This window comes from Mucilaginibacter sp. OK098 (assembly GCF_900142915.1).
Taxonomy (GTDB): Bacteria; Bacteroidota; Bacteroidia; order Sphingobacteriales; family Sphingobacteriaceae; genus Mucilaginibacter.
Window position 1 is genome coordinate 39,180 of sequence record NZ_FRCM01000013.1, and the last position, 17,984, is coordinate 57,163.

Consider the following 17,984-nt stretch of genomic DNA (forward strand, 5'->3'; position numbering starts at 1 on the left):
CAATTTCAAAAATATGAAAAAATATATATTATCCATTTTAAGTGTTATTTATATGGTGGTTATAATGGCCACCCCGGTGGTAAAGGCTGCCAACCTGCAACAACCCGACCAGGTAACCTGCACCATTCACGTTTCTGCAAAATCAATAAAGGATGTTTTTGCCATTATTGAGAAGCAAACCGGTCTCACGTTTATCCACAGCGCATCTGAAGCCCAGCTGAGCAAAAAGATAAGCATATCTGAAGACAACCAGCCGCTTGATGATGTTTTAGCTAAAATAGGCAAACAATCGGGCTTGGTTTTTAAAAGGGTTGATAAAACCATTTATGTAAAGGCGGCCTCTGCAAAAAAGTTAATTAGCGGTAGGGTTACAGATGCCGAAACCGGCGCCGCCCTTCCCGGTGTGTCTGTAAGAGCAAAAAACACTACCGATGGTACCCAAACCGATACCGATGGTAATTACAAACTGGAAGTTTTTGACGAAAGCGCCATCATTGTATTTAGTTACATTGGTTATAGTACCAGGGAACTGCCCGCTACCGGCGCTACGCTTAACGTTACCTTAAAGTCAGATCTTATCTCGTTAAAAGAGGTGGTAACTGTGGGTTATGGCAAGCAATCAAAAAAGTTGCTTACCAGCTCCATCAATTCGGTACAGAATAAGGATTTTAACAAGGGGAGCTTTAGCAACCCGGCACAGTTGCTGCAGGGTAAAGTTGCCGGCCTTAACATCACCCGTTCCGGCGACCCGAATGAGAGCCCGTCAATAAGTTTGCGCGGACCTTCAACCTTGCGTGCCGGTGCGGCCCAGGAGCCTTTTTACGTAATTGATGGTGTTGCAGGCGCCGATTATAAACTGGTTACCCCCGATGATATAGCAACTATTGATGTTTTAAAAGATGCCTCTGCAACGGCCATTTATGGTACACGCGCTGCCAACGGGGTAATTATCATCACCACCAAAAAAGGGAAAAGCGGGCAATCTGTAATTTCATACAACGCTTATGCGGGTATAGAAAACATTGCCAACAGCATTAAAATGATGAATGCCGGTCAGCTACATGATTATTTAACCAAAAATCAATTGGCGCTTGATCCATCCGATGAACAAGGGGCCAACACCAACTGGCAAAAAGAGGTAAGCCGTCAGGGATCATCGCAAAACCATAATGTTGCCCTTAGTTGTGGCTTTAACCAAACCACCTATAGCGCATCTGTAAATTATTTTGATAATAAAGGAATTTTAAAAGGCAGCGAGTTGAGTCGCCTAACCACCAGGATAGCCGTTGAGCAAAAGGCTTTTAACGACAGGCTGAAACTGGGTTTATCAGTTAACAACTCCAACAGCACCAGTGATATTATCCCCAATCAAAACATTGTTTTGTACAATATGCTGCGCTACCTGCCAACTGTACCCGTGAAGCAAAACGGTGTTTTTACTGAAAACTTGCAACGTGTACAATACTATAACCCCGCAGCTTTACTGGCCGATGCCTACCAGCAAACTAAGGATAAGTTTAGCCTGATAAACGCCACGGCTGAGTTAAAGCTGCCTTTCGGCTTTACATATAATGTAAATTTATCAACCCAGAACGAGCAGGTAAATGGCGGGAGCTATTATTACAGCACCTACACACTTGACCAGGGTGTTAATGGCGAGGCATACCGCTCATCTTATGAAAACACGCATAAAGTAGCCGAAACCTACCTGACCTACGATAAAGAAACCGGCGACCATGTAATTAAAGTACTGGCAGGCTACAGCTTTCAGCAGGATTTAAATGGTGATGGTTTCCAGGCCAATAACCGTAATTTTCCTACAGATGATATTGGCTACATCAACATAGGCCTCGGTAGCCCAACCGGCAATTTTCATACCGACTGGGGTAATAACCTGTATCAGAAGCTTCGCCTCATATCGCTTTACAGCAGGGCTAATTACAGCTACAAAAATAAATACCTGTTACAGGCCTCAGTAAGGCGTGATGGTTCATCGGCGTTTGGTGTGAATAATAAATGGGGAACTTTTCCATCGGTATCACTCGGATGGCGAATTATTGAAGAATCGTTTATGCAATCGCAAAGATTGTTCAGCGATTTAAAATTAAGGGCCAGCTATGGTATCACAGGTAACTCCATAGGTTTTAACCCGCTTATTGCCGATATCCGTTACGGCGCCGCAGGTTCGTTTTATTATAACGGATCATATACCAACGCCATCGGTCCATCGCAAAATGCAAACCCCGATCTGAAATGGGAAAAAACAACCATGTACAATGTTGGTTTGGATTTTTCGCTATTTAAAGGTCGTGTAAACGGTACGCTGGAAGCTTACAATAAAAGAACCAATGATTTACTTTGGGATTACCCCGTATCAACCACTCAATACCCGGTAGGTACCCTCACAGCCAACGTGGGCGAAATATCAAACAAAGGTTATGAGATAACCATTGACGCGGTTCCTGTACAATCGGCAACGTTTAAGTGGACAACAGCCATAAACGTTGCGCACAATAACAACAAGCTGGTTTCTCTTTCAAACAGCACCTTCAAACTCGATTCTATTCCCCAGGGCCAGCCTGGCGGGCAGGGCGAAACAGGTTATAACGTTCAGGTCTTAAAAACGGGCTACCCGGTTGGCCAGTTCCTGTTGTATAAATATGCGGGTAAGAACGCAGCCGGTGTATCGCAGTTTTATAGCCGTAGTGGCCAGTTAACTACCACACCCACTTCAAAAGATTATTATTATGCAGGCAATGCGCAGCCCAAGCTGTTAATAGGCTTTAATAACACTTTCAATTACGGCCCGGTTGATCTGAATATTTTTTTAAGAAGCTCATTAGGCGGGAAGGTACTGAACGCCACCCTGGCAGATTTAAACCGGCCTAATGATGTGCGCAGCTATAATCTGCCCGTATCGTCGGCTAATGAATCCCCTAAAGATTTTAATGCCTACCTGTACTCAGACCGTTATATCGAAAGCAGCTCATACCTGCGGGTTGATAACGTAACCATTGGTTACACCTTCCCTAAGTTTAAGGGCCTGCGTAACCTGCGGGTATACGCAGCAGGCAATAACGTTGCTTTAATAACCGGGTATAAGGGGATCGATCCCGAAGTATCACTGGGGGGGCTTACACCCGGTATCGACAATAAAAACTACTATCCGCGTACCAGAACTATCCTGTTTGGTTTAAATGCAGCTTTTTAAATCAATCATATTAAACATTAAAAAAAATGAAAACATATATTCATAAATATTGCGCTGTGCTATTTATAGCACTGTCATTATCGGCATGTACCAAGGTAGATGTTAAGGTAGAGAATGAATTAACCCCCGCAAATTTCCCAACTACGCCGCAGCAATATGTTCTGGCATCAGGCGCAGCTTATGCGCAGTTAAGGGGCAGCTTCGCGGGTTCGTACTGGCAAATGCAAAGTTTAAGTACCGATGAGGCTATTATGCCTGCAAGAGCTGGGGGCTGGCGCGATGGGGGCAGGTATCAACAATTACACTATCACAACTGGACAGCAGATTTGCCCGAAGTACAGGACGTATGGACCTGGGGTTTTGGTACCATAAGTACCTGTAACCGCATCATTGCCACTTTTGCAACCGCCCAGGATAATGCCGCTAAAGTTACCACCATTGCCGAGCTGCGTGCCACCAGGGCGTTTATGCTTTACCTGATGATGGACCTGTATGGTAATATTCCGGTTGTTACCACATTTGGTTCGGCCGATAAACCGGCCACTATGGCCCGTAAGGATGTTTTTGCCTTTATAGAAAAAGAGCTGATAACCGTTGCCCCTAATTTAAGCACAACGGTTGATGCCAGCACTTATGGCCGGCCTACGCAGTATACAGCTTGTGCTATACTCGCCAAAATGTACCTGAATGCCCAGGTTTATACCGGTCAGGATCGTTATAATGATGCCGTTGCTATGTGCGATAAGATCATCCAATCGGGAAAATACGCATTGGCCGATGACTTTATTAAAATGTTTTATCCGGATAACGGACCGCAAATGAAGGAGTTTATCTTCGCTATTCCTTACGATCATGCCCAGGCTACCGGCGAAACCTTTACCTGGCTTTCGCTTCACCCGGCCCTGAAGGCAAAATATGGATTGGCATACCGCCTAAGTAACCCTTTAAGCACACTGCCATCGTACTATGCTTTTTTTAATGATCCAACCGATGTAAGGAACACTACCTGGTTAATTGGCAAGCAATATGATTTTGCAGGCAACCCTATTATTATAGCAACAACCAATAAAGGGCTTGATGCATCATACAGTGGCCCTGATCCAACGGCCCCTGTTAACTACCAACTGGAGTTTACGCCAGATCTGACCTTGGTTGATGTGCCTACTTTTGAGGTTGGCGGTGATGAGCTTGGCAAAGCAAAAGGCATCCGCAATAATAAATACTACCCGGATGTTACCGCTACAGACCGTAACCAGAGTAATGATGTACCTGTGTTTAGATATGCCGACATATTGCTGATGAAAGCCGAAGCTATTTTAAGGGGCGCCACACCAACCAATGGCGAAACTGCACTATCATTAGTAAACCAGCTGCGTACTAAACGCAACGCTGCAACATGGACAAGTGTTACATTAGATAACCTGTTGCAGGAGCGTGCCCGCGAACTGAGCTACGAAGCCTGGAGAAGGAATGATCTGATCCGCTTTGGGAAGTTTGAAGACAAGTGGGGTTACAAAACAGATGCAGATATAAATAAACGTTTGTTCCCGGTACCTTCAGCCGAAATTATTCTTAACTCGAAGCTTACGCAGAATGCGGGTTACTGATCCGTATAAAAAGTTTGAATTAGAGTCCTTAATTGGGGGTTGTAATTAACTAAGAGCCTTACACAAAATAAAAGTGTAAGGCTCTTTTTATTTGACTGGTTGTTGGCTCCGGCAAGTTTTTGGGCATAAAAACACTACCATGGATTACAGCTTACTTGCGGTTAAGCAGCCTGAATTTTAAAGGGGACAACCCGTATGCCTTGCTAAAAGAGCGAATAAAATAAGAGTAATCCGTATATCCCAATTCGTGAGCGATTTGTTTTACATCTGCATCGCTATGATATAGCAAGCGCTTAGCTTCACTGAATATTTCTTGTTGAATCCAATAACTTACCGTTGAACCTGTAACTTTTTTTATAGCCTCATTTAAATAACCTGGTGAAACATTAAGCTTTGAGGCATATGCCGACGGGTTTTTGATAGTATGGCTATGTGCTGTAAGTAGACTTTTAAATTGACGGGCAAGTTCCGCAGATCGGGTATGTTTATTTTCTATAGTTTCTACGGAATTATAGGTACTGGCTGCCATCGCCAAAAATGATTGGACAAGGGTATGGATAATTGGTAAGTAATATTTATCATCCTGTCGTTCAATAAATTCATTACGCAAAAGGTTGAGCAGGTTTGAATACTGCTTTAATTCGTAATCCGTTAGACTACAGGGAGCCTGCAAATTTAGCCGGCGCTCAAAAGCATCCCTGAGATCCGGTGGAATTAATGAAGTGTCCACTGCCAGGAACCATCCTTCAGGGCGATCAGTTTTTATCCGGTAATGAACTTGTGATGGTAATATATAGTAAAGCTGACCAGCGGTAAGGGCGATGTCCTGAAAGTCGACCTTTAATGTTCCTGAGCCGTTTGTAAGCAGGAAAAAAATATAATGATCGTCCCGGTGAGCACCAGCGTTTTTCGTTTCATGCTGCTCATCGCCGGGCCTAAAAGCTTTGATCTGCAGACCTGTACTTGTCTTATTTTGCAACTGATCTACCGGGATGCTTTTCATCAATACAAAAATACCTTTATATCTTCAAATTCAGCAGTTTGTCTGCATTACCATGAGCAATCTGTGCTACTTGATCATCAGGAAGCTCAATCGCATTTAAAAATTCAATGCCTATTTCGTTTGTACTGAACGGATAATCAACAGAAAACATAATATTATCAATGCCAAAAGTATCTAAAGCAATTTTCAAGGGTGGCTGCGTAAAAAAACCGCTGGTGGTAATATGAACCTGGTCATGAAACGTATCGGTAAGCGTACGCTGGTTGGCACCTCCGTTTCCGGGTTTAAAGGCTTTTTCCGACCTTGCCATCATCATCGGTAGCATTTCTCCCATATGGCCAATTATTAGTTTTAGTTTGGGATACCTATCGAAAATCCCTGAAAAAAGCAGGCGTAAAACATGCAGAGCGGTTTCCGAGTGCCATCCCCAGCCGTAACAGGCCAACGCTTCTGCCATACCCGAATAATTCGGTAGTCCGCTATAGTAAATATCGGCTATTCCTTTTGGCGGCAGGCCAGGATGGAGATAAATAGGCACATCCAGCTTTTCAGCACGTTCAAATATCGGTGCAAATTCAGGTTGATCTAAAAACTTATCCTTCGTCAGGCCCCTGATCATTGCACCACGAAAATGGTATTCCTTTACTGCGCGTTCCAATTCGTCGGCCGCTGCAACGGGAGCTGTCATCGGCAGATGGGCAAAAGCAGTAAACCGGTTCCCGAATCCTGCAATCCTCTCTGCAATCAGGTCGTTATATTGCATAGCAAAAGCAGGACCTTCCTTAGGGTTCAACAAATTAGCGCCTGAACTGTCCACGGAAAGTACCTGCATCGAAATGCCATTAGCATCCATTGATTTTAAACGCTCTCCGGTAATATCGGCCAACTTTGGAGCTATCAATTGCATAGCCGCTGATTGACCAAAACCACCCAAAGCTTCTTTGGGTATTTTATCAGCCATTTCCGGGAAGGAGATATGTTCTTCAAGTGTAACTATTCGCATATTAAAGTGCTAAATAAATGCCTGGTACGTACTCATGATAGTTCATAAATACACAATGCAAAGAAACATGCTCAACTTTTAAACCGCAATGCACCATTAATGGTAGTTATAGGATTATTCATGGATTAATCATAATTCGGCTACAATTACAATCAATAATTAACAAATTGACTCGCCCGTTAAAACCGCACAGTCGTTGTAACGTTTTCGAACGATATTGTTCGCTAAATTCATCTAAAATATTAATTGTCAATTAGTTACATTGTTGGCATGAGTTTTAAATAGTATCATAGCATTAAGTTTATAAATTTAACTACTCATTCAAAAAAGCATAACCATGTTAAGAACGTATTTTAAACTGGCTTACAGGAATATAATAAAGGATAAAGCCTATTCTATTATCAACATAACAGGTTTAGCAATAGGGCTGGCATCAAGTATCCTGATCTTGCTTTGGGTGCAAAATGAATTGAGTTACGACAGGTTCCATAAAAATGCCGGCCAGATTTATCGTATAACCAGCGAATTTGGGGATTCAAAAAGTGGAGCAAACTCGGCAGGTATGCCCGCTGGATTGAAAGCGGAAATGCCGGTCATTAAAAATACGGTGCGTTTAGGCCAAAGCCAAAGTGCTACTACCCTGTTTGAAATAAATAACAAAAAATTTCAAGAAGAAAGTGTGTTTTATGCAGACCCGAGTTTTATGGATGTGTTTTCCTTTCCCCTGGTGAAGGGTGATCGTACCACGGCATTAACAAGGGTGGATGGTGTTTTAATAACACAGGCAATGGCAACAAAATACTTCGGAAATGAGGATCCCATTGGCAAGATAATCCGAAAAGACAATAGTGAAAATGTGGTAGTAACCGGCGTTTTGGCCAATATTCCTGCTAACTCAGACCTGCAATTTGACTTCATTCTTCCAATGGCCTCCTTAGCCAGAACGAATAACGATTTGAAAAATAATGTATGGGACAACTTTAATTTTTTGGACTATGTTCAATTAGATAAAAGTTTTGATCCTACTGCTTCCAATTTAATAAGTCTGGAAAAGCAAATTGACGTGATCTTTCACAAGCATAGTCCCGGAACTAAAGCCTTGTTTCAATTGCAGCCCTTAACCAAGATCCACCTGGCGCCCGGAAGACTGGGGGATTTTCCAGGGCATGGTAATGCGCAATATGTAAACATCTTTTTTTTCATCGCTATTCTTATACTTATAGTAGCATGTATTAATTTTATGAACCTGGCTACTGCACGTTCGGCCAGGAGGGCTAAGGAAATTGGCTTACGCAAAGTGGCAGGCGCTGTACGCGGGCAGTTGATCCTCCAGTTTTTAAGCGAGTCAGTATTTATTTCTTTTCTGTCCTTATTGCTTGCACTCGTGATCGTCCAGCTATTCCTGCCGGTATTTAATGAACTGGCGAACAGAAAACTCACCATCGATGTGTCGGATGCGAAGCTTTGGCTAAGCCTTTTTTGCATTGCCTTGTTAACCGGGCTCATCTCCGGCAGTTACCCGGCCTTATTTCTTTCCGGCTTCAACCCGGTTAAAGTACTCAAGGGGAATGTAAAATCAATGGGCGGCAATTTATTGTTCCGCAATGCTTTGGTTGTAACTCAATTCATGGTATCCATCGTGTTGCTTGTGGGCACTGTGGTGATCTACAACCAGCTTAAATTCATCAGAGACCGGAACCCCGGCTTTGAAAAGGCCAATCTCTTATATGTACCAATGGTAGGGGATATCTGGAACAAGCAACAGGCTCTTAAAAACGATTTAAGACAAAACCCGCTTACTAATGATTTTACCATTATTTCTAATCTACCCACAAACCTGGGAGACTGGACCCTTAACGTACATTGGGATGGCAAAGACCCCCGCTCGCAAATATCTATCCCGGTAATGTCTGTCAATGAAGATTTTATCCATGCATTCAGGATAAAGCTATTGAATGGCCGAAGCTTTTCAAGCGCGTTTAAAACCGATTCGAATAACTTTATAATTAATGAAAAGATGGCTGGAGTTATGGGTTTAAATGCTAATACAGCAGTAGGTAAAATATTAACGCTTTGGGGTAACAAAGGCACTATCGTTGGTGTTATGAAAGACTTTAATTTTAAACCGGTTCAGCAGGCCATTGAACCATTGGTTTTGCATTATAATACAAATGGTGGTTTTATAGTGGTAAGAACATTACCCGGTAAAACCAACGCAACCATACAAGCTTTAGCAACAATAAGCAAGGAACTCAACCCTGCTTATCCCTTCAAGTTTGATTTCCTTGACCAGGACCTTGCTAACCTTTATAAAGGAGAACAACAAATGGGTAACATATTTAACCTGTTTGCCATTTTGGGTATTTTTATCTCCTGCCTGGGCCTATATGGCTTATCCGCCTTTATGGCCGAACAGCGCACCAAAGAAATTGGTGTACGTAAAGTATTAGGTGCATCCGTGTTAAACCTCGTCTATTTATTATCCTTCGGCATCACCAGGTTAATACTGATCGCTATAGTTATAGCCATACCACTTTCATGGTATGCTGTGAACAGTTGGTTAGCCGGTTTTGTCTATCATATTAATGTTAGCTGGTTGGTATTCTTCGTAGCAGCCCTGATGGCTATAAGTATCGCCTGGCTTACGGTTAGTTATGAATCTATAAAAGCAGCTATTGTGAATCCTATAAAGAGTTTGAGAACAGAATGATTTTAACCAATGAGAATATTTTCTAGCATCGGTTGAAAAAACTAAGTGGTTTGAATTATGACCAGTCTGAGGATCTTAAAAATCAATGATCTAACCCTGCTTGTCAAGTAGGTTTTTTTTATTTGCCTCTCAAAATACAGCTTCCCTGTTATTTGTAGGGAATTAATGGCTAAGCTGAATGGCCTTGTAAAAATGCAGTTGTTGAATAAAACATTAAAAATATCGTTGGCCAAAATTTTTACCATAACTTAATATATCTTTGGAACCAAAATTTATAATCGTATTTTCATGGCAAAGGCATCTGAAATTAAAGTAGGAAATATATTACGCTATAACGGCGAACTGGTAAGCGTTACAGAAGTTCTGCATCGTACACCAGGTAAAGGCGGAGCATTCTATTTAGATAAGTTTCGTAACATTAAAACCGGTAAAATTGTAGAGGCCCGTTTAGCCACAGACGAGCAGGTTGAAATTTGCCGTGTAGAAACTAATGATTTCCAATATCTGTACGAAGAAGGTGATTACATGGTAATAATGGATAACACAACCTTTGATCAGTTTAATATTCCAAAATCATTATTCGGCCCGTCTGCAAAATTTCTAAAAGAAGGAATGAACGTAATAGTTTCATTTGAAAGTGAAGAACCTATTATGGCGCAGGCGCCTAACAGTGTAGAGCTGGAAATTACTTATGCCGAACCTGCTGTTAAAGGCGATACTTCTTCGGGCGCGCTGAAATATGCAACAACAGAGAATGGCATAGAGATAAAAGTGCCGCTTTTTGTGAACCAGGGTGATAAAGTAAAAGTAGATACACGTACCGGAGAATACCTTGAGCGTGTGAAGTAATTGATCATTAACCTATTCTGGTTGATCTGGTAATTTAAACCACTATTGTTAGTTTAACAACTTTCAATAATAATGTTAGTTGATTTCTGATTGATAATTTACTCTTCGCGAATTTTCAATGAAATGGTTCAAATTCCACCCAGCCGGTAAACGTTAGCAAGTACAGAGGTACTTGCTAACGTTTACTAACTTTTCTTATATGTAAAATGTCTTTCATGACATATTAGGCTTAAATTTATATTTTCTAACTAATAGCCCCCGCCTGAAACAAATCTTGTTTTGCTGGGCAGCCTAACCCTTCATCCACCTTGCGATAACCCATCCTGAAAAAACTATACGCTGCCATAAAATCGGACGCCTCCCGTTCGTTTTCGATACAGCTTCAAATGAAAAATTATTGTAAATAATTGATAATCAAAAAATTAACATTTGGCATTGAATTTATCGATTATTTTGTCAAATCTATTTTTAGGTCACTCACTTTAAGCCGATTCAAATGTTCAAGAACTATTTCAAAACAGCTTGGCGCATTCTTTGGCGCAATAAGGTTTATACCTCAATTAACGTCCTCGGACTTTCATTAGGGATATGCGCTTGTGTGGTCATTTACCTGATCTCCAGTTATGAGCTAAGCTTTGATACCTTCCATCCGGACAAGGACCGCATCTTCCGTGTAATGACCACCTCCCATTTTGCTGCTGGCGATCAGGATGTGATGAGTAAAGTGCCCTATTCTTCGGTGGCAGCTGCCCGCCGCGAGCTTCCTGGTGTGGAGGCAATTTCTGCAGTAAGTATGTATTATGCCAAAATAGGGGTGCCAAATGGCAATAAGCCAGTCAAAAAGTTCGACAGCTCAATCGATGGAGCGTACTATCCTGGCACTATTGTGGCAGAGCCGCAATATTTCAAGATCTTTAGTTATCACTGGCTTGCCGGAAGCCGGGAGACCGCTTTGAACCAACCCTACAAAGTGGTGCTTACCTTGAGCCGGGCACAAAAATATTTCGGGAATGTTGATCCGGGGAGCCTGCTTGGCCGGGAAATCGTCTATGACGATTCGCTTCGTGTACAGATCTCTGGAATTGTTGAAGACTGGAAGAAAAATACAGACTTCGCTTTTACCGATTTCATTTCTTACAGTACCGTTCAAAACAGTTTCCTGAAAAAAGCTTTTGCAGACGACTGGAACCATATGTCTACCCAGGCTTTTGTTAAACTTGCTCCGGGTGCCAGCCAGGTCAAGATCAATGCCGGATTTGCCGCGATTGTTAAAGCCTATGCCCCGAAAAACCCGGATGTCAAACTCAACCTGTGGCTTGAACCTATTACCAGGGTGCATTTTGATGCAAATGTAGTGGAAAACCCAATCCGTACCGCTGACCTTCCCATTGTATACGGGATGATCGGGACCGCCGTATTTATCCTGCTGTTGGCCCTGGTCAACTTTATTAACCTCGCTACCGCACAATCAATTCAGCGCACCCGGGAAATGGGGGTCAGGAAAATAATGGGCAGCAGCAAGACAGGTATCATGATGCAGTTCCTGATAGAAACTTTCCTGGTCACTTTTTTTGCCTTGATCATTGCCCTGCTTTTGGTTAATCCCGTGCTTTCCGCATTTAAGGCATTTATTCCACAGGGAGTTAGTTTCAGGCTGCTGGAAACCAATACTGTGCTTTTTATATCAGCAATAACGCTTGTCACTTGCTTATTTGCGGGCCTGTACCCTGCAAAAACATTAGCAGCCCACGCGCCGGCCTTAAGCCTGAGGGGTACCGCAACTCCTGGTAGTGGGCATTGGTGGCTGAGAAAAGGATTGATTGTTTTCCAGTTCACCCTGTCATTGGTTTTTATCATCGGCAGCCTGGTTGTCCACCAGCAATTAAGCTATACGCGCGGCAAGGCGATGGGTTTCAATACCGATGCCATCGTCATCCTGCCAACCAGCCGCAAGGCACCCACAAAACAAATGAATGTACTTGCGCAGCAATTGAAACAAATCCCGGGTGTCAGCATGGTAGCTAGTGAGCAGTATACTCCTATGGACGGCAGAGATGGTAACATCGCGCTGAAATTGAACGGTGTAAACGGAACCGAAACCCGTATTCCTGAATTGTCGGGGGATGAACATTATTTGTCGCTATATGGCATGAAGCTGCTTGCCGGACGAAACCTTTTGCCGGCAGACAGCTTAAAGGAATATATCATTAATGAAACCTTTTTGCACTTGCTTGGGCTTCATGAACCACGGGAAGCCATCGGCAAAACGCTGCTTTATCAAAACAAGCCTTACCCTATTGTGGGCGTCGTTGCCGACTTTCATGAAAAGTCCTTCCATGAAACTATCAAACCCGTTTGTATCGTGAATATTCCAAAGATGCAGCAGGACCTTGCCGTTAAGCTGGCAGTCAATGGCAAACAAGCCGCAGCGCTGAAGGTAACGCTGGCGCAGATTGAAAGATCATGGAAGGATATGTATCCTGGAGAAGTATTTGACTTTCGTTTTTTTGATGAGTCGATAACGCTTTTATATGAGAAAGATTACAGGACTGCCAAGCTGATTAATGCAGCAACATTCATCGTTATCTTTATTTCCTGCATTGGCTTATTTGGACTGACCATATTCACCACCAAAAGAAGAACGGCAGAGATCGGCATACGGAAAGTGCTTGGCGCAAGTGTAACTAATATTACCCTGATGCTCTCCAAAGATTTCGTTGTCTTGGTACTGGCGGCATTGGTGGTGGCCGCGCCCGTCGCCCGGTATTTGATGGACCAGTGGCTGCGAAATTTTGTTTACCGTATTGCTATGAGCTGGTGGATGTTCGCGTTATCTGGCATCGTGGCGATTGTTATAGCCCTCTTGACCATAAGCTTTCAGTCGATCAAGGCAGCTATGATGAACCCTGTTAAAAGTTTGAGGAGTGAATGAAATTGAAAGACCTGGGCGAATTCTAATTTTCTATATAAATAATTAAGAAGTCGCTACAAAGGCCGTAAATGAACAGCATAGCGATGCCATTCAGTCGCATGTGTACTATATAATTGATGTTAGCAGCAATGTTCTTGATCAGATGACGACCCTGAATGTCAAATTAACCCTGGCTTTCATTGGGTTAGAGGATTTAGCAATCCTGTGCTCCCAATTTTCCTGTAATCCACCTTTCATTAGCAGGAAAGAGCCATGCTCCAGCTTAACGGAATACTTTTCGCTGTGATCAGCCTTATTGCGAATATCAAAGCTGCGCACCTGTCCAAAGCTCACTGAAGCGATAATAGGATTTTTCCCTAAAACACTTTCCCGGTCGCTATGCCAGGCTACAGAATCGTTGCCATCCCGGTAATAGTTCAGCAGCACACTGTTAAATTTTACACCGGCAATGGGTTCCACCTTTTCCTTGATCATTAACAGCTCAGGTGTCCATGGGTTGGGGTTAGATACTTTCCCGGTAGCAGAATAATCCGTACCCGGATCACCGAACCATGCCGAGAGCCGTGGCGTTATCACCTCCTTATCGTACATTTTCTGAACAGTTTGTTTCCATGGGGCTTCGGTTATAAATTTCTGCAATAAATAGTCGCTTACTGTTTGGTTGAATAACTCCGGTCTATATTCCAGTAATTCTTTTGGCAATCCTTTGCTCTGTCCTGCTTCCGCAAAAAAACTCAACTGTTCCATATCACTTTATCCCTTTTGTTTTTTCAAATAGCCTCAACGTAATTCATTATAAATTTTGCCAATTGTTCCTGTTCGGCAACGGTGAGGATCTCGCCATCATAGATCCAAAAACCCTGCGCATCAAACAAGATCCTGCCCATATAATCCGGCTTTTCGTCATAGGCGGTAAATAACTGGTAACAGAGTTCGGCGTCCCTGCTTTTCAAATCCAATATAATGCGCACCACCTCGTCAGGGCCGTTCTTTCGCTTTACCCAGGCTTTTGCTTCATTGGTTAATTTGATATTTCCCGTTATCATAATACAAAAGTGAAAATTATTTCGTAATTCCTGGCATAAAATACTAATATTTTTAGTATTGTCTTGTTGCTTAATAACTGTAACTATCAAAAAATGTATGTTTCTGACTATTAGCCAGGTTAGAGTTGGTTGGGGCTTGGTCCCCCGGTGCAAATGCAAAAAGCCGGTAACTGAAAAATCACCGGCCTTTTGTTTCAAAAACGTACTACATTTAATAGGCGGTAATAACACCTAAGCATAAGCTGAAATCAGAACAGCTATTTATGTGTTTATTATTTGCTTCATCCAAATGGGAATCAGTTTTTTTCGCTCCTGCATTAGTTCATGAAATTCAGCAGCTTTAAAATGGCCTGATTGCAGCATTTGTGGTCGGGCTAAAAACGGAAAAAGGATCATACCTGAAATGTTCCATAATAAATGAACCGGGTGGAAATTGATTTTGCCCTCTGTTTGCAGGGCGCGAAGCTGATTGGCGAAATGTGAGTTTATCAACAACCTCATATTGCCTATCATGGGTAGTTTTGTTGAACCGCTCATCACCTCGCTCACCATAAAAAATGGAAAATCGGGGTTTTCCAGCACTTGGTCAATATAATAACCTACGCATGTTTCTATTTTTTGAAACAAAGTAGTGGCTTCATCATTTAATACCGGTTCTATTTTATTGAAAAGTTTTTTTATTGTTTCATCCATAATGAATTCAAACAACTTTTCTTTACTGCGGAAGTAATAATTAACCGATGCCACATTAATATCGGCTTCGGTGGCAATATCTCTTACTGTTGTAGCCAGGAATCCCTTTTTGGTAAAGATCATTCTGGCTGCATCTTTTATTTTTTCTTCTGTTGAAGCGTCTTCTGTTACTGCCATAGTTAATATTGTTTTCAAATTTAACTATTGCCAGCCAAATATCTTATGATAAAAAAATAGCTTTAATGTGCACCTGAAATTGCTTTCTGGCCTTTTTTAAATGGTGCTAAAAAAAGTAACGGAATAGCGAAAAGCATAACCAGGCCAACAACCCAATAAGCATCATTATAAGTTAGAAGTAAACTTTGCCGGTTAATAACCCCGTCAATTGCTCCGTACGCCATACGTGTAGCATCCGAAATGGATTTCCCTTTGGATACAAATGCTTGTATATAACCATTAAACCTATCAGTGAAATATGAATTATAGGGGTTAATATGCTCTAAAAGATTATTGCGGTGGGTTGCCTGGCGGATATGGATCATTGTGGTTAAACCGGCAATGCCAAATGAACCGCCTAACTGGCGCATCATATTATTCAGACCTGTACCCTGGCCAATTTCATGCCCTTTTAAGCTGCCGATAGCCAATGTAGTTAGCGGCACAAAAAGCAACGCTAATGACATACCCCTTATGGCCAGGGGCCAAAAGAAATCATTGGTGCCTGTAGATAATGTTGAATGACTTAGCATTAGTGAAAAAACAAAAAACAGGATCATACCAACAGTAGCCATAAGTTGAGCAGGTACGCCCTTATTAAGCATAATACCTACAAATGGCATCATCATTATTGTAAAAAGGCCACCCGGGAATAAAACTTCGCCGGTTTGCTGTGCCGAAAAGCCTAATAAGCTCTGGCAAAACACCGGGAAAACAAATGTTGATCCGTACAAGCCCAGCCCTAATACAAATGAGGTAACCATGCCCGCAGAAAAGCTTCTGTGCCGCATGATCTTAAAGTTAACTATCGGGTAGTCTGTGCTTAACTCCCGCCATATAAAAAGCAGCAGCCCTATTACAGCGGTGCATGTTAACACAATAATATAAGGGGCTGAAAACCAATCATCATCTTCGCCCTTTTCTAATATGGTTTGCAGGCTGCCTACGGATAATGCCAGCAAGCCTATTCCCCACCAGTCAATAGGATTGCCCCGGCCCTCATTTGGTGTTGCCTTAACAAACAGGTAGGTGCAGGTAGCCGCAAGACAGCCCACCGGTATATTAACATAAAAGATCCATCGCCATGCCGCATGGTCGGTAATATAACCACCTATGGTTGGGCCAATAGTAGGGCCCACTATGGCGCCAAGGCCGAATAAAGCTGTAGCCGTACCCACCTGCTCGGGGGGCCAGGTTTCTAATAAAATAGCTTGCGCAGTTGATATCAGCCCGCCGCCTGCAATTCCCTGGAGTATCCGGAAACCAATCAGTTCATTAAGACTTTGGGAATTGCCGCATAAAAAAGAGGCAACAGTAAATAGAATAATAGAGGTCAAAAAATAATTTTTCCTCCCAAAAAAGCTACCCAGCCAGCCCGACATAGGTAAAACGATCACATTGGCTACACTATAGCCGGTAACTACCCAGGCGGCATCGGTTAACGTGGCGCCTAAATTTCCCTGGATTTGCGGGATAGAAACGTTAACAATTGTGGTATCAATTAACTCCAGCAACGAAGCTGTAATTACTGTAATGGTAATGATCCATTTTTTTAATCCGGTTTCAGCCATTTTATAAAAATCTTATTTGAATAATAATTCGTTCGTTAATAATGAAACAAAATTAATCAAACGATTGATTAAAACAATTGTTTGAAATAGCCGAATTAATTTATGGCATTTTAATGACGTCATGCGAGTTATGTTTAGGGTAAGTTGTAACGAAAGGAAGTTTTACAAATAATTAAACGCGGGAAAAAGGATGAACTATTGGCTGTTAAAAGAGGGGACGCTAACCGGATTTAGGCAGGGGACAAGCTCCGCACGTTCACCAGGCATTTTTGTTATCGATTTTTCTTGTAAATTAATATTATATATAATCCATAGACATAGTAGAATATAATTTATATATTTGCCCTCAGTAGGTTTTAATACTTATCCGGAAAACAAAGGCTCTGGCCTCTTTAGGCGTCCGGGAACATCTTTATTATTTTACCAAATGAATCCATACGATGAAAAAAATCATACTTATTGCACTTGCTTTTATTATTCATACAACCGTGTTTCCCCAAATTTTGGCCCCGGTAAAATGGTCATACGGAACAAAAAGGATTAGTGATACTGAAGCCATTATATTTATAAAAGCGTCAATTGACAAGGGATGGCATATTTACTCCCAGCATGTTGATGATGGCGGACCGGTTAAAACTACCATTACTTTTGCAGCCGATAACGCTTATGTATTAAACGGCATCACAATTGAACCCAAACCTGTGAGCAAATACGAAAAAACGTTTAGCATGAATGTTGCCTATTTTGAAAAAGCGGTTGTATTTCAACAAAAAGTAAAGCTTAAAGCCGGGCAAGCCTCGGTTAACGGAACTATCAATTACATGGCCTGCGATGATCACCAATGTTTACCCCCAGAAAATGTTGAGTTTGCAGTAGCATTAAAATAAAAACAAAAAAACCATATAAAAGATCAATAGCCACCAATTGGTCTGAGCCGGATGTAAGTTTAAAACACACATCTGGTTAACACAAAAATGAATTATGAAAAATTCGAAATTAATGATAAACCTACACGCTAAAATTGCAATGCAGAATGGTGGCGCCATTTTCTGTTGTTGCTATAGCAAATAAGCGCATTCAGCTTCCGGGTATAATATTCTTAAATTAAGATCAACATCCTGGCTGTGCATAGTGCAATGCTTT

General features: G+C 42.0%; 12 protein-coding genes. 6 read left to right on the plus strand and 6 right to left on the minus strand.

Annotated features, from left to right (window positions below):
• Positions 1-13: 13 nt before the first annotated feature.
• Complete coding sequence (locus BUE31_RS29365) at positions 14-3,211, plus strand: SusC/RagA family TonB-linked outer membrane protein (RefSeq protein WP_143167300.1); 3,198 nt, start codon at positions 14-16, stop codon at positions 3,209-3,211.
• A 26-nt stretch (positions 3,212-3,237) separates the two neighbouring features.
• The gene (locus BUE31_RS29370) at positions 3,238-4,818 is read left to right on the plus strand and encodes a RagB/SusD family nutrient uptake outer membrane protein (protein WP_073407481.1); all 1,581 of its coding nucleotides are present in this window, start codon (positions 3,238-3,240) and stop codon (positions 4,816-4,818) included.
• 151 nt (positions 4,819-4,969) lie between these two features.
• On the opposite strand, the gene BUE31_RS29375 is transcribed toward BUE31_RS29370, so the two are convergent.
• Both BUE31_RS29375 and BUE31_RS29380 read right to left on the minus strand, forming a co-directional pair.
• Positions 4,970-5,821: an AraC family transcriptional regulator gene (locus BUE31_RS29375; RefSeq protein ID WP_073407482.1), complete on the minus strand. Its 852-nt coding sequence runs from the start codon at positions 5,819-5,821 to the stop codon at positions 4,970-4,972.
• A gap of 16 nt (positions 5,822-5,837) precedes the next feature.
• Complete coding sequence (locus tag BUE31_RS29380; RefSeq protein ID WP_073407483.1) at positions 5,838-6,824, minus strand: amidohydrolase family protein; 987 nt, start codon at positions 6,822-6,824, stop codon at positions 5,838-5,840.
• Between the two features lie 337 nt (positions 6,825-7,161).
• Here BUE31_RS29380 and BUE31_RS29385 point away from each other — a divergent pair, with 337 nt between their 5' ends.
• The 3 genes from BUE31_RS29385 to BUE31_RS29395 all read left to right on the plus strand — a co-directional run bounded on the left by BUE31_RS29385 (position 7,162) and on the right by BUE31_RS29395 (position 13,315).
• Entirely contained in the window at positions 7,162-9,534 is a 2,373-nt protein-coding gene (locus tag BUE31_RS29385; protein WP_073407485.1) for an ABC transporter permease, read from the plus strand.
• 288 nt (positions 9,535-9,822) lie between these two features.
• Positions 9,823-10,383, plus strand: a complete 561-nt coding sequence (gene efp, locus BUE31_RS29390) for an elongation factor P (protein WP_073407486.1) — start codon at positions 9,823-9,825, stop codon at positions 10,381-10,383.
• Positions 10,384-10,879: 496 nt separating this feature from the next.
• Complete coding sequence (locus BUE31_RS29395) at positions 10,880-13,315, plus strand: ABC transporter permease (RefSeq protein ID WP_073407488.1); 2,436 nt, start codon at positions 10,880-10,882, stop codon at positions 13,313-13,315.
• A gap of 138 nt (positions 13,316-13,453) precedes the next feature.
• Here the strand turns inward: BUE31_RS29395 and BUE31_RS29400 are convergent, their stop codons facing one another.
• The 4 genes from BUE31_RS29400 to BUE31_RS29415 form a co-directional block, all read right to left on the minus strand.
• Positions 13,454-14,062: an alpha-ketoglutarate-dependent dioxygenase AlkB family protein gene (locus tag BUE31_RS29400; protein ID WP_073407489.1), complete on the minus strand. Its 609-nt coding sequence runs from the start codon at positions 14,060-14,062 to the stop codon at positions 13,454-13,456.
• A gap of 23 nt (positions 14,063-14,085) precedes the next feature.
• On the minus strand, positions 14,086-14,361 hold the full coding sequence (locus BUE31_RS29405; protein WP_073407491.1) for a hypothetical protein: 276 nt from the start codon (positions 14,359-14,361) through the stop codon (positions 14,086-14,088).
• 261 nt (positions 14,362-14,622) lie between these two features.
• Positions 14,623-15,231, minus strand: a complete 609-nt coding sequence (locus BUE31_RS29410; protein WP_073407493.1) for a TetR/AcrR family transcriptional regulator — start codon at positions 15,229-15,231, stop codon at positions 14,623-14,625.
• A 62-nt stretch (positions 15,232-15,293) separates the two neighbouring features.
• The gene (locus tag BUE31_RS29415) at positions 15,294-16,841 is read right to left on the minus strand and encodes a DHA2 family efflux MFS transporter permease subunit (protein ID WP_073407495.1); all 1,548 of its coding nucleotides are present in this window, start codon (positions 16,839-16,841) and stop codon (positions 15,294-15,296) included.
• Positions 16,842-17,281: 440 nt separating this feature from the next.
• On the opposite strand from BUE31_RS29415, the gene BUE31_RS29420 reads away from it, so the two are divergent.
• Entirely contained in the window at positions 17,282-17,728 is a 447-nt protein-coding gene (locus tag BUE31_RS29420; protein WP_073407496.1) for a protein-disulfide reductase DsbD domain-containing protein, read from the plus strand.
• The last annotated feature ends 256 nt before the right edge of the window (positions 17,729-17,984 follow it).